This is a genomic window from Marinilactibacillus sp. XAAS-LB27 (genome assembly GCF_036039175.1).
In the GTDB taxonomy this organism is placed as follows: domain Bacteria; phylum Bacillota; class Bacilli; order Lactobacillales; family Carnobacteriaceae_A; genus Marinilactibacillus.
This window is the reverse complement of sequence record NZ_JAYXKP010000008.1, coordinates 89,786-103,557: the sequence shown is the minus strand read 5'-3', so window position 1 is coordinate 103,557 and position 13,772 is coordinate 89,786. Positions and strand designations below refer to the sequence as shown.

The 13,772-nt window shown below is 39.7% G+C and carries 10 protein-coding genes; 1 reads left to right on the top strand and 9 read right to left on the bottom strand.

The window, feature by feature from the left end; genetic code table 11:
* Positions 1-4: 4 nt before the first annotated feature.
* Positions 5-1,726 (bottom strand): Na/Pi cotransporter family protein, encoded by a 1,722-nt coding sequence (locus VXN63_RS10575; protein ID WP_327758048.1) that lies wholly within the window; start codon positions 1,724-1,726, stop codon positions 5-7.
* A gap of 571 nt (positions 1,727-2,297) precedes the next feature.
* On the opposite strand from VXN63_RS10575, the gene VXN63_RS10570 reads away from it, so the two are divergent.
* On the top strand, positions 2,298-3,575 hold the full coding sequence (locus VXN63_RS10570) for an MFS transporter (protein ID WP_327758080.1): 1,278 nt from the start codon (positions 2,298-2,300) through the stop codon (positions 3,573-3,575).
* Positions 3,576-3,624: 49 nt separating this feature from the next.
* Here VXN63_RS10570 and VXN63_RS10565 read toward each other — a convergent pair whose 3' ends face one another.
* The 8 genes from VXN63_RS10565 to VXN63_RS10530 form a co-directional block, all read right to left on the bottom strand.
* Positions 3,625-4,992, bottom strand: a complete 1,368-nt coding sequence (locus VXN63_RS10565; protein WP_327758046.1) for a M20/M25/M40 family metallo-hydrolase — start codon at positions 4,990-4,992, stop codon at positions 3,625-3,627.
* Positions 4,993-5,198: 206 nt separating this feature from the next.
* On the bottom strand, positions 5,199-6,179 hold the full coding sequence (locus tag VXN63_RS10560; protein ID WP_327758045.1) for an ABC transporter ATP-binding protein: 981 nt from the start codon (positions 6,177-6,179) through the stop codon (positions 5,199-5,201).
* Positions 6,163-7,257, bottom strand: coding sequence for an ABC transporter ATP-binding protein (locus tag VXN63_RS10555; protein ID WP_327758044.1), 1,095 nt, complete (start codon positions 7,255-7,257; stop codon positions 6,163-6,165). The genes VXN63_RS10560 and VXN63_RS10555 overlap by 17 nt, the downstream gene beginning before the upstream one ends.
* A 90-nt stretch (positions 7,258-7,347) precedes the next feature.
* The gene (locus tag VXN63_RS10550; RefSeq protein ID WP_327758043.1) at positions 7,348-9,018 is read right to left on the bottom strand and encodes an ABC transporter substrate-binding protein; all 1,671 of its coding nucleotides are present in this window, start codon (positions 9,016-9,018) and stop codon (positions 7,348-7,350) included.
* Between the two features lie 125 nt (positions 9,019-9,143).
* The gene (locus VXN63_RS10545; RefSeq protein WP_327758042.1) at positions 9,144-10,100 is read right to left on the bottom strand and encodes an ABC transporter permease; all 957 of its coding nucleotides are present in this window, start codon (positions 10,098-10,100) and stop codon (positions 9,144-9,146) included.
* A 13-nt stretch (positions 10,101-10,113) separates the two neighbouring features.
* Positions 10,114-11,064: an ABC transporter permease gene (locus tag VXN63_RS10540; protein WP_327758041.1), complete on the bottom strand. Its 951-nt coding sequence runs from the start codon at positions 11,062-11,064 to the stop codon at positions 10,114-10,116.
* Between the two features lie 45 nt (positions 11,065-11,109).
* Positions 11,110-12,294, bottom strand: a complete 1,185-nt coding sequence (locus VXN63_RS10535; protein WP_327758040.1) for an amidohydrolase — start codon at positions 12,292-12,294, stop codon at positions 11,110-11,112.
* A gap of 31 nt (positions 12,295-12,325) precedes the next feature.
* Positions 12,326-13,555, bottom strand: a complete 1,230-nt coding sequence (locus tag VXN63_RS10530; RefSeq protein WP_327758039.1) for a M20 metallopeptidase family protein — start codon at positions 13,553-13,555, stop codon at positions 12,326-12,328.
* Positions 13,556-13,772: the final 217 nt, after the last annotated feature.

Here is a 13,772-nt window from a genome sequence, read left to right as displayed (position 1 = left end):
TTTTTTAAGAACTCTCTGTTCCATCGGTTACTTCTTTGATGTAACCATGTTTTGGTACTTTTGATTGTTTTTGGAATGGATAACGCATACCTAAAGTATGTTTAACGATTTTAGTCGAATGGTCAGACATTCGCTCAAGGTTAGAAACAATATCAACAAATAAAATTCCGTCCGATGGTAAGCCAATACCTTTGTTCAGGCGTTCAATAAATTTGCTACGAATATCATCTTCTAGCTTATTGACTTCCTTTTCACGTTTCAATACTTTTCCGGCTAAAGAATAGTTGTCTGTTGAAAATGAAGTGATTGCTTCTTTGATATTTTGTTCTACTAGTTCAAACAATCTGACAAGATCTTCGTCGAAAAAGACTTTATCTTCTTTGTTGTAATTCTTGTTATGTTTTTTGTTTGCTTTTACAGCTTCTTGAATATTTTTAATAATATTTTCTGAGTGATCACCGATTCGTTCCAGATACTTTGTCACATCAACGAGTTGTGCATGTTCTGCTGAGTTTTGTAACGGAAGATCTTCTACTGAAATCAACATTAAATATTCTGTTAAGTGGACATCAATTTTATTGACGACTTCTTCTAATTGGAGTGTATCTGTCCGACTTTTTTCGTCTTGCTTTTTATAATACTTGAACATGGAGTTGAATTCTTCCACTACAAACTCACCCATCTGCTCGATTTCGAGTTTAGCTTGATTCAAGGCAATAGACGGTGCTGTCTGAATAAGAGAATAATCCAAGTGCGAAGAATCGTATTCAATCAACGCGTCGTCTCCAGGTACAATCTTTGTAACAATGGCAGCAATTTGACTGATAAACCACATTTGTACTAGTACGTTAAAGACATTAAACATACCATGCGCAAAGGCAATCTGCATCGCTGCATTCAATCCGAATTGTACAGACAAAAAACTCACTAAATTTGTAAAAGGACTCAACAGTAACAAAACGATGACAGTTCCTGATATATTAAAAATCACGTGAGAAGCTGATGTACGTTTAGCTGCTACACTTGCCCCTATTGCTGCAAGAATCGCTGTGATGGTTGTTCCGATATTACTTCCGAATAAAACGGGTAGAGCTGCTTCAAGCGTGATACTTCCGTGGCTATACAGTTCTTGTAAAATCCCAATCGTTGCAGACGAACTTTGAAGCATAAAGGTGAATAAAGTTCCTGAAATCACACCAAGAATTGGATTGTTAGATAATGTGACCATCGCATCCGTAAATACTTGAAGATCTTCAAGTGGCGCTAGTCCTTCACCCATCAACTCAAGTCCGTAGAATAGAGCTCCGAAGCCAAATACGACTTGTCCCATACTATTCACAAATGGACGTTTAAAGAAGAATAACAACATGGCTCCTACAGCCAGTATAGGTAAAGAATACCCACCGATATCAAATCCGATAATAAATGCCGTGATCGTCGTTCCGATATTAGCACCCATAATAATCCCAATTGCTTGTTTAAGTTTCATAAATCCAGCACTAACAAGTCCAACGGTTAGTACAGTTGTTCCACTACTACTTTGAATCAATACCGTTACGACAATTCCCGCGAGCACCGCTCGAAATGGCGTAGATGTAAACTTGTTTAAAATATCTCGCAAATTATCTCCAGCGGATCGTTGAAGACCGTCTCCCATATATTTCAAACCAAAAAGGAAAATGCCTAGTCCACCAACGAACTGAAAAATGATTTGTTGTATATCCACTTTTTTTTACTCCTCCATTAGATGTATTACGTATTTTGGTGATGGATAACTTGAAGTAATATCGGATACCTATTACTTTCGAATTCAGAGTTTCCATTCTTATCTTAAATGTATCTTTACAATAAATGAACAATAAATTTACAAATTAGAAGATTTTTATTTAATATGCTTTGTATTCGACTTTCAAATTAACAGACATTTTGGTTGCTATACGAAGCAATTGAGCTATAAGCGAATTTTTAAATACGTTTATGCCTAAAAGTTCGGAAAAAAACTCAATATGTCACAATGTATTCCGCTTACATCTCTCTAGGTTGAGATTGTCTATAAAATCGAGATTTCCATTTAAATTTACATAACGTTCACATAAAGTTAACAATTGCGATTTCCACTGATATATAGTCCCTCATTGAGCACTTTATCCAATATTTTCCAAATTTTCATTTGATGCTTGGAACTCAACTTCTCAATTGTAAATTTTAGAATAATTATTGATTGATTTTATCTATCATTCTGACTTATTTGATAAAATAAACTTATATATAATCAAAGGAGCGTGATGATCTTGAAGATGACTTATACAAAAACCGAACATAGTTGGATGTTTTATGATTGGGCGGAATCAGCCTTTTCGATTATTGTAACAACCGCTATTTTCCCGATTTACTATAGCAGCGCAGCTGAGCTGTCTGGTGTTTCAAACGGAAACTCTACTGCCTACCTTGGATACACGATCTCTATCTTCACTCTCATTATCGCAGTACTGTCACCGCTTCTGGGAACCATGGCTGACGTTAAAGGGTTCAAAAAGAAATTTTTCTTCACTTTTTTTGCGCTCGGCGTTTTAGGGACTCTCAGCCTCGCCATTATCCCTGATACTTCTTGGTTTGTTTTATTGATTGGATATGCCATAGCTTCGATTGGGATGGCGGGATCCAATGTATTTTATGATGGTTTCCTAGTTGATATTACAAAGCCAGAACGTATGAACCGTGTATCTTCCAGAGGATTCAGTCTGGGATACATCGGGAGTAGCATTCCTTTTTTGATCAGTATCGGCGTCATACTTTTATCTCAAAACGGTGTATTACCTTTTTCAACTATCAGCGCAACCCGCTTCGCTTTTATCCTAACCGCTCTTTGGTGGACTGTCTTTAGCTTGCCAATGCTGAAAAATGTTCATCAAATTCATGGAATTGAAAGACAACCCAAACTTATTAAACATAGTTTCAAAAGGCTCTTCAGTACTTTTCGTCAATTAAAGCAGTACCGTGCAGCCTTTTTATTTTTGATTGCTTATATGTTTTATATTGATGGTGTGGGAACAATCATTTCGATGTCAACGGCTTATGGTACAGATTTAGGTCTGCAAGCTACGGATTTGCTTATCGTATTATTCGTTGTTCAGATTGTCGCTGCGCCATTTGCTATATTATATGGTCGACTAGCTGACCGTTTTCCTGGTAAAACCATGATATATGTAGCGATTATCGTCTATATCGGTGTATGTACCTACGCCTTCTTTATGTCTACTTTGGTCGACTTCTGGATACTAGCGATGTTGATCGCGACTTCCCAGGGTGGTATCCAAGCTTTAAGCCGTGCCTACTTTGGACGGATTATTCCTAGCCATAAGGCTAATGAATTTTTTGGGCTCTATGATATTTTCGGTCGATTTGCTTCTATTATCGGTCCCACTATGGTCGCCACAATCACTCAGTTGACGGGGAGATCCAATTACGGGGTCTTCAGTCTTATTTTACTGTTCATTGTTGGATTCTTCGTCTTAACCAAAGTTCCTGAAGAAGGCATAACCACTGTTGTAGAAGAGTTGTCTTCAACCATTTGATTTTTCCAAAAATAAAAAGTGCCTCTCAAAAGAGACACTTTTTTTATGGTTATTTTCCAAAGTCTTGAAGAAGGTAAGCCATGTGCGCCGTTCCCTCAAAAAAATCTTTGAGTCTTACAGATTCATTGGGTGCATGTGCTCTAGAATTCGCCCAACCGCATCCGCTACTTAATACTGGAAGCTGTAGATACTTGTCGAAATTATACATGGGTCCTGTCCCTGCGTTATTAGGAGACAAGACGATTTCTGTTCCTTCTCCATAAGCTTTCTTAGCGGAGTTAACGACCACATCCACAAAATTATTTGTTAGGTCTGAACGAAAAGCTTTTTGAGCTTTGATCAAGTCTAGGTGTACATCTTCAAAGCCATGTTTATCTAGATGACTCCGAATCAATTCGTGAATTTTTTCCGGATCTTGTCCTGGTACGATTCGGCAATCTAGTTTTGCGGCCGCTGCCCTCGGTAAGACCGTTTTTGATCCTGGTCCAGTATAGCCTGAGATCATACCGCAAATTGTCATCGTAGGATAAAAAGCTAAAGCTTCATTTGGTGTCCAGTCCAAGTCTTTAGTAATCAGTGGATGTTTCAAGCCATACACTTTCTGCGTTTTCACTGCATCAAATGGTTTCCGTGCAACCACTTCTTTTTCAAAGTCTGTAGGTGGAATGATATCGTCGTAAAACCCTTCAACAAGTACTTGGTTATCTGCAGATCTTAAGCTAGCCAACGCTTGTGTCAGTCTCCAAGCAGCGTTGTCCACGACCGCACCGATAGAAGAGTGAATATCTACATCTGCACTTTCTACAAACAAATCAAAATACGCCATTCCTTTGATTCCTGCTTCAATCACATAGTTTTCTTCTTCATCTTTTCCACCGAATTCCCAAATACACGCATCACTTTTAAATAAATCCGCATATTTTTCTAAGTAGGCTCCAAGAGACGGACTTCCATTTTCTTCTTCCCCTTCAATAAGGAATTTGATATTACAAGATAAGCCTTCCTCCGTATCCAGTAATGCTTGAATGGCATTCAATCGAACCATCAGATTCGCTTTATTGTCCGCTACTCCTCGACAATAAAGAATACCGTCTTTTACAGTAGGTTCAAAAGGTGCACTATCCCATTCATCAATTGGATCTTCTGGTTGAACATCGTAATGATTGTAAAACAGTAGTGTCTTTTCACTATTCCCATTTTTACCAGCTGGAAAATAACCGTATACAACAGGATTTCCTCCGAGGTCATCCAGTACTTGGACTTCTCCTCCTGTCTTTTCAAGCATCTCTTTAACATATGCGACAGTTTCTGGTATTTTTCTATCCTGTGTGGAAACAGAATCTAATCTTAAATAATCAAAAAATTCATCCATTCTACTATCGATTACACTCTGCAATTTCTCTTCTAGTACATTCATCTACTTTTCTGCCTTCTTTCATCCATTGGTTTCTGTTTAAGTTCTCGGTCATCCTAACATTTTTCAGTGGGAACTTTTTGTTCAGTGGTTGATTTCGCTCTATCAAAAAGACTGCATCAAGTGTGGCCACTGTTTTAGACTATCTAAAGGTCAGTGGGTCCATACTTGAAAACAGTCTTTGGATTTCGAGCTCGTATTAAGTCATCCTAAGCATATTTCTGGCCTTCACGTAACAATCTTTCTCGTTTTTTTCTGTAGACCTCTATTTCATTTTCGTGGCAATAAATGTAGTGATCTGGAGCAATCTCATGTAAGCCTACTTTTGTTAAATCATCATATTGATGGTATTTCGGATCGTACTCCGTTCTAACACGATTTCGCTCATTTTCTGGATCTGGCGTTGGTATAGCGGAGAGTAAAGACTCCGTATAAGGATGTAGCGGCGCAATGTACAACTCATCTGCCTCTGCCACCTCAAGCATCCTTCCACTATTCATGACACCAATACGATCGCTGATATATTTGACCATAGATAAGTCATGCGCAATAAACAGATACGTCAAATTGTTTTCTTTTTTCAACTCTTTCAATAAGTTGATTACCTGAGCTTGAATCGATACATCTAGTGCTGAAATGGCCTCATCTGCAATAATAAAATCCGGTTCTACAGCTAGTGCACGCGCAATCCCAACACGTTGACACTGCCCACCAGAAAATTCCTTAGGGTAACGGTTTGCAAATTCCTTGCTTAACCCCACTGCTTCTAGCAGCTCGTAAACCCGTTCAGTCCGCTCTTTACTGTTTTTGTAAATCCCGTGAACTTTTAAGGCACCACCAATAATATCTTTCACTGTGATTCTTGGATTCAATGAAGCGTACGGATCTTGAAAAATCATTTGCATCGATTTTCTAAAATCAAGTAGCTTTTTACGTCCACGAATTTTAGAAATATCTTGACCTTTATATAGAATCTGTCCACCCGTAATATCTCCTAATTTGATAAGCGCTCTACCAGTCGTAGACTTTCCACTACCCGATTCTCCAACTAGGCCAAATGTTTCACCTTCGTAGATATTGAAGCTGACATCGTTGACTGCTCTGACTTCACTTTTCTTTCCCGCATTGAAATACTGTTTGAAACCTGTAATTTCAACGATCGGTTTCTTTTGTTCAACCTCTGCTACCAACGACCTCACCTCCTGTCTGAATCCTTAACTTCTTTTCACCAAATAATTGTTCATATTTCTGCTTACGCCTAACCACTTCTGCTGGCGGCGTCACACTCGGTGCTTTTGGATGCAGTAGCCATGTTTTTGCAAAATGAGTATCTGTGACTTTAAACATCTCAGGCTCTTGCTCAAAATCGACCGCTAATGCGAATTCATTTCTCGAAGCAAAAGCATCGCCTTTAGGCGGATGGAGCAAATTGGGTGGTGATCCCGGGATATTGTAAAGATCTGTTTGATGGATATCTAACGTCGGCATAGATGCCAACAATCCCCAAGTATACGGATGCATAGGATTATAAAAAATCTCGTCCGCTGTCCCGATTTCAACGATTTGACCTGCATACATAACCGCTACACGGTCTGCCATCTGCGCAACCACACCTAAATCATGTGTGATAAAAATTATGGAAGTTTCTAAATCTTTTTTCAAATTGTTCATTAAATTCAATATCTGAGCTTGAATGGTTACATCCAAAGCTGTCGTTGGTTCATCCGCAATCAGGATCTTTGGTTCACATGCCAAGGAAATGGCAATCATAACCCGTTGTCTCATTCCTCCTGAGAATTGGTGAGGATAATGTTTATGCGTTTGTTTAGGATTTTTGATACCGACCATCTGCATTAATTCAATTGCTTTTTCAGTAGCTTGTTCTTTCGTTAACCCTTGATGCTTAACCATCGGCTCAGCAATTTGTCTACCAACTTGCATTGTCGGATTCAAAGAGGTCATTGGATCTTGGAAGATCATGGCGATATCATTTCCACGAATCTTCTGCATTTCTTTATCTGAAATCGTCAGTAGATCCTTGTCTTCGAATAAGATCTGGCCGCTCTCGATAATGGAATTCTTTTTAGGAAGCAAGCGATTGATTGCTTTTGTTGATACCGATTTTCCGGAACCTGATTCGCCAACGATTGCTAGCGTTTCTCCTTTTTTTAGTTCAAAATCCACCCCTCGAACTGCTTGGACTTTACCTTCAAACGTTTTAAAAGAAATGGCCAAATTCTTTACTTCCAGCACATTCGTGTTATCCATATGTTCACACCTCTATCTTCCTTTTAAACTATCAACGAAGAGCCTATACCTACTCTAGACTCTTCGTCGACTCCTACTTTTGAGTAACCTTTACTGAGGATCAAGCGACCATTCATGGACATCATGAAGCGATCCTGCCCAGTATTCATTAATTCCACCATTCAAGTAATCCACTTGAACCGAGAATTGAGAATCAGAATACAATGGAATGATTACAGCTTGATCTTGCATATACTCTTGTAATTCTTCATAGATTGGGAATCTTTCTTCAAAACTTGTACCTTCGTTTCCTCTTTCAAGTAACTCATCAACCTTAGGATCAGCAAGGGCAGAATTATTTGACGAAGCACCTGATTGGACATACGTCGCAACGTTTGGATCCACTGTGTGGCCGTATCCCATCATCCCAATGTCATAATCAAGGTCTTGCGCTACTTGTAACCAAGTTGGGAAGTCATATTGTGAGATTTCAACCTGCACATCGATTTCACCTAACCATTGTTGGATCAAGTTAGCATTTTGTTCTCTGACCGCGTTTCCTGTTGGAACACCTAATCTCAACGTTTGTCCAAAGTCAAAGCCTGCATCTTCTAGCATTTCTTTTGCTAATTCTGGGTTATACTCTAGTGGTTGGATCTCGTCAGAATTGTACGGACTTGCTGATGTGTACATACTAGACAAGACTTCCCCGCGACCTTCAAGCAGATTATCGACTGTCAGTTGACGATCAAGCGCATGGATGAAAGCTTTACGTACTTCTGGATCCGGGAATACTTCGTTATTGATGATCATATACTGACCATTAAAACTCGGATTTTCAATAACTTCTAAACCATCGATATCTTCTAATAACGAAATATCTTGAATCGGCACCATACCGATACCACCGCCTGCAGCCATATGAAGGTTTCCAGCTTGGAATTCTGTTACAAGTGCTGTTCCGTTCATGATACGCCCATAAATTGTTTCAATTTCTGGAGCGCCTCTGTAGTAGTCAGGATTTGCTTCTAATTGAATATAATTATCATTGTCATATTCTACGAATTTATACGGTCCACTGAATACAGATGGTTGAGTTGCTGCTTCAGAGTTCGAGATATCAGCCGGCTCCAGTTCGCCAAAGATATGTTCAGGCGCAATCAATACATCGAATCCAACAAATTCTTGAATCAGCGCCAAATCGACAGGTGTCTTAGTTGTAATGGTTAAGGATTTATCTCCCGTTACTTCTACACCAGATAGCGATTCTGCTCCCTCTTCTAAAATACCTGAATCATCTGTTCCTTCAATCATTGCGATTCTTGTCCCTAGTGATGTTTCAATTTCTGGATTCGCAATGGCGTTAAGTGTGAACGCTACATCATTTGCAGAAACCGGTTCGCCATCTGTCCAGTTCGCTTCTTCATTGATTTCAATTTCAAACGTTTGATTATCTGTTGTGTCAAATTTAGAAGCTAGTGCATTTTCCCATGAATCTGCTTCTGGCATCACAAGTAAACTGTCATACATGAATCGTTGAATCCATTTACCACTAACACCTGGCGCGTAAAAAGGATTGAAACTATCTGGTGCATTTGTTAACCCAACCATCAAGGTACTTGTGTCGCCTTCTTCGGCTTGTGGTACTGCGCCTTCTCCTTCAGTTTCACCTTGCGCTACATCATCTGGTCCCGGTACAGCTGAATCTCCACATGCTGCTAGTACCAATGTTGAAGCAAAAATCGTTGTCCCATACTTTAATCTTGTTTTCCAACTTGACATGAAAATCTCCCCTTATGATTGAATTCTTTTGTAGAAACGCTCTTTTAGTCCCCCTAAATTTGAAGCAGACCTTCTACTTGAATCATTTTTCATGAAATCTTTTAAAGCCTTTATTGATAACGCACTTACCCTTTATTTTCCCCTTCAATCGCTTCTCTCAACCCTTCTCCGATAAAGTTGATTGATAATACTGCGATAAAAATCAGGATACCAGCTGGAACCCATCTCCATGGTTCAGCGGTCAACACTCTAATCGATTGAGCCTGAGAAAGAATATTCCCCCAGCTTGGTTGCGGTGGTCTAACACCAACCCCCAAGAAACTCAGTGAAGCTTCTGTCAGGATTGCTGTCGCAATCCCAAACGTTGCATTAACTAGAATCGGTGAAAGTACATTGGGTAAGATATGAACAAATAAAATGCCAAAAGTCGAATACCCTGTTGCTTCAGCCGCTAATATAAAATCTTGCCCTTTAAGCTTCAATACCTGACCTCTGACCAATCTACATAACGGAGGCCAGCTGAGTGCTCCAAGCACAATCGTTACGACCCAAATACCTGATCCTAAAAGTGAAACGAGTGTTAAAATAACGAGAAAAAATGGGAAAGACATAAAGGCTTCTGTAATCCTCATGATCACAGCATCAATAAATCCACCGAAATAGCCTGAAACTAAACCGAGCGTTGTTCCAATCACTACATAAATGGCAACCGAGCAAAGTCCAACGATCATAGAGACTTGCGTTCCGTGAATCAATCTTGATAGTACGTCTCTTCCTGTATCATCTGTTCCTAAAAAGAAATTCTCATAAGGTGCCGCTCGAAATAGGCCTACAGAGGCATCTCTTGGGTGCGGTGCAATCTGATTTGCAAATACAGCGACCAGAATCATGATAATGAAGACACCTAAGCTTACGACGGCTACTTTATTTTTGAAAAACCGTTTGGCAATCGTCTTAACATAACTATCTCCATCTGAAACTACTTGTTCCGCTGCAACTCCAGGGAAGTGAGCACGTTCACTATCCTCCACTAAATGAAACAGTGAGTCTGCTGGTGTATTTCTACCTACATTTTGAGCCATTTTTCTTCCCCCTTTAGTTGTATTTGATCCGTGGATCAACCACAGCGTACAAGACATCAACGAGAAGGTTGGCAACAAGTACGACGATTGCAGATAACATCGTGACCGCCATCAGAATGGGATAATCTCTTTGCTGAATCGCCGTGATCGTTAAACGACCAATCCCTGGCCACTGAAAAATCTGCTCTGTGACAATTGCGCCTCCAACCAATCTTGGTAAATCTGTTCCAATGATGGTGACAACTGGGATCAATGCATTTCTAAGTCCATGCTTTGTTAAAATCGTTTTGGATGCTAACCCTTTAGCTGTTGCAGTTCTCATGTAATTTTCCCCATAAACTTCAATCATAGTTGACCTCATATAACGCGCCATATTCGCGATATAAAACGCAGACAGAACGATAACTGGCAGTACAAGGTGACGTAAGACTTCAAAGAATCCACCGTCTCCACCTAATTCAGACATACCACCAGTCGGTAACCAACCTAATCGAACAGAAAAGATATAAATCAATCCTAAACCTAAGAAAAAGTTTGGAATCGATACGCCTATAAAAGAACTACTAGTCAATAAATTGTCTATCCATGTGCCTTGTTTTCTCGCACCTAAAATTCCAAGCGGGATCGCTACGATGTATGAAAATAGTAGCGTCGATCCCATAAGCACAATTGTTGGAAATAGCCTTGATACAATAATGGGTAGCACTGGATAACGTGTTGAAAATGAATTGCCGAGATCTAGTCTCAAAGCTCTTCCTAACCAACGAACATACTGGACAGGTACTGATTGATCTAGTCCAAGTGCTCGTTCAGTCGCTGCGATTTGCTCAGCTGTGGCATCTGGTGAAACAAATAATTCTGCCGGATTTCCTGGTGTTAAATTAACCATCATATATGCTGCAATGGAAATCATCAGCAATACTGGAATAGCTGTCAGCAGTCGCTTCAAGATAAATTTTTGCATCGTTTTTTCCCCCTTTTAGTTCAATAAATCCTTTTTCTGCTGTGTCTATCCTAAGTATTCATCAATAATGGATAGGAACACTTCCCCCGAACGCAGTAAGGACTCTTCATGTATAACGAATTTTGGATGATGATGCGGATAAGGTGACGCGTCATTTGGATGTTTCGCACCTACTCTTAAAAAGGCCCCTGGTTTTTCTTTCAAGAAATAAGCGAAATCTTCTCCACCCATTGCTCCTTCGACTTCTTCCACCTCAGAATCATTGAACACGGTCAAAAAACGATTTTTCAATTTCTCAACTTCTACCGCGTCGTTTTGAATAGATGGATAACCTCGTACATAATCGATATCTAAGGTAGCATCGAATGCCTCCGCAATATGCGTGCTGATTGATTTCAATTTACTTTCCATCAGATCTTGAATGTCACCGTGCATTGTTCGAACGGTACCGTTGATTTCAGCAGAGTCAGCTATAATATTGTATGCTTCTCCTCCTGCTTCGAATCCTGCAAAGGTTAGCACAGCTGGTTTGACCGGATCTGTTAATCGACTGACGACTTGCTGTAGACCTGTGACGATTTGTGTCCCGATCGTCAAGGCATCATGCGTATCGTGTGGCGCAGCACCGTGACCACCTTTCCCCTGAACCTTCATCTTAAACGTATCCGAGTTCGCTGATCCAAAACTATAATTGTAGAAAACTTTTCCAAGTTCTTCCATTGAATCTAAGTGAATACCAAATACGTAATCAACTTCTTTTAGCGCCCCCGCTTCAACCATCGATTTAGCCCCACCTGGTAACACTTCTTCAGCGTGTTGATGCAGTAACACAACATTCCCATGTAATTCATCAGCGTGAGTTGAAATGACCTTTGCTACACTGAGTAAGGAAGCCGTATGCCCATCATGTCCACAAGCATGCATGATGCCTTCATTTTTCGATTTAAATGTTACATCGGCTTCTTCATGAATTCTTAATGCATCAAAGTCTGCTCTTAATGCGATTGTTGGCCCTGGATGACCGCCTTGAATCTTCGCTACGATCCCATATCCATTCCCTACATTTGTTTGGATGTCTTTTATCCCAAATGATTTTAGTCGCTCTAGAATATACTGAGCTGTTTCTTTCTCTTCAAAAGAAGGTTCCGGATGCTCATGTAAGTGTCTTCTCCAGCTGACTGTTTCATCAAAATTCTGTTTTAATTCTTCTGTCCATGTCTCGTAGGCCATGATCCATCTCCTTCTCGTTTACTACTGATGTTTAATGACTTTCCACTGTAACAGACTCTTTAGCGCTACTGGTTTCTTTTTTGGATAGATAATGCTCTACAATAGACAGGAAACATTTTCCACCAAGTAATAATGCACGTTCGTCAAAATCAAATTTCGGATGATGATGTGGGTAGGAAATGCCTTTTTCCTCATTTCCTGAATTCACAAAGAAGAATGAACCTGGTTTTTCTTGAAGGAAGTAAGCAAAGTCTTCTCCACCCATTCTAAGCGGGGTTGATTCAACCGTCTCTTCGCCAAATTGATTTTTGAATAACTCTGCGACCAATTCTGTTTCTTTTTCATGATTGTAAAGCGCCGGATAGCCTCTAGTATAGGTGACCTCACAAGTTGCGTCATGTGCTTCACAGATGTGCTGTGTCATCGTACTGATTTTTTCTTCTATCATATCTCTGACTTCTGGTGCAAAGGTTCGAACGGTTCCTTTGATGAGTGCTTTGTCTGAGATCACGTTATGTGCGCCATCTCCCGCTTTTAAAGTAGAAACCGTCAAGACTCCTGATTTAGTCGGATCTTTTTTACGACTGATAATCGTTTGTAGTTGATTGACTACATGAGAAGCGACAACAACAGAGTCTACTGTGGAATCTGGATGCGCTGCATGTCCCCCTTTTCCTTGGATGTTGATTTCAAAGAAATCTGGAGCCGCCATGGCATAACCTGAACAATAAGTGACCTTACCATATTCAAGTGGTGATCTTAAATGAAGTCCATAGACATAATCCACATCTTCCAATACGCCGGCATCTATCATCGCTTTCCCGCCACCTGGTAATACTTCTTCAGCATGCTGGAAAATGAATTTAACCGTTCCAGAAAGTTCTGCTTGTTTTTCTTTCAATACCTTTGCCACACTTAGTAACGTTGCTGTATGTCCATCGTGTCCGCAAGCATGCATGACACCTGGGGTTTTTGAAGAGAATTCTAGGTTAGTTGCTTCTTGAATTCTCAATGCATCGAAGTCTGCACGAAACCCAATCGTCGGGCCATCTTCAGTCCCTCGAAGATAAGCAGCAATTCCTCCACCACCGATATTTTCTTCAATTTCTTCATATCCAAAAGATTCTAATTTTTCTACAATATATTTTCTTGTTTCATATTCTTCGAAAGAAGGTTCAGGATGTTCATGTAAATAACGTCGCCATGAAACAGTCGTTTCGTAATTAGCAGTCAAAGCTTCTTCCCATTTACTATAACTCATGCACAATTCTCTCCTTCATCTCTGCAATACTTTAAATTAGTAATTACACATTTTTATAATGTTTTTCAAATCTTATCTTTTAAACATTAGATTGTCAACATGAATTATCAGTAAATAAAGTCCAATCTTCTAATGTAATACAATTCATAATATTCATCTTTGTTATTAAAGGTTTTGCAATCGATTACAAATGATTGTGTCTAAAATGTGTCTTATT

Coding starts and splice junctions, on each gene's coding strand:
- VXN63_RS10570 (WP_327758080.1), top strand. CDS start 2,298: ATGACTTATACAAAAACCGAACATAGTTGGATGTTTTATGATTGGGCG.
- VXN63_RS10565 (WP_327758046.1), bottom strand. CDS start 4,992: ATGAATGTACTAGAAGAGAAATTGCAGAGTGTAATCGATAGTAGAATG.
- VXN63_RS10555 (WP_327758044.1), bottom strand. CDS start 7,257: ATGGATAACACGAATGTGCTGGAAGTAAAGAATTTGGCCATTTCTTTT.
- VXN63_RS10550 (WP_327758043.1), bottom strand. CDS start 9,018: ATGTCAAGTTGGAAAACAAGATTAAAGTATGGGACAACGATTTTTGCT.
- VXN63_RS10545 (WP_327758042.1), bottom strand. CDS start 10,100: ATGGCTCAAAATGTAGGTAGAAATACACCAGCAGACTCACTGTTTCAT.
- VXN63_RS10540 (WP_327758041.1), bottom strand. CDS start 11,064: ATGCAAAAATTTATCTTGAAGCGACTGCTGACAGCTATTCCAGTATTG.
- VXN63_RS10535 (WP_327758040.1), bottom strand. CDS start 12,294: ATGGCCTACGAGACATGGACAGAAGAATTAAAACAGAATTTTGATGAA.
- VXN63_RS10530 (WP_327758039.1), bottom strand. CDS start 13,555: ATGAGTTATAGTAAATGGGAAGAAGCTTTGACTGCTAATTACGAAACG.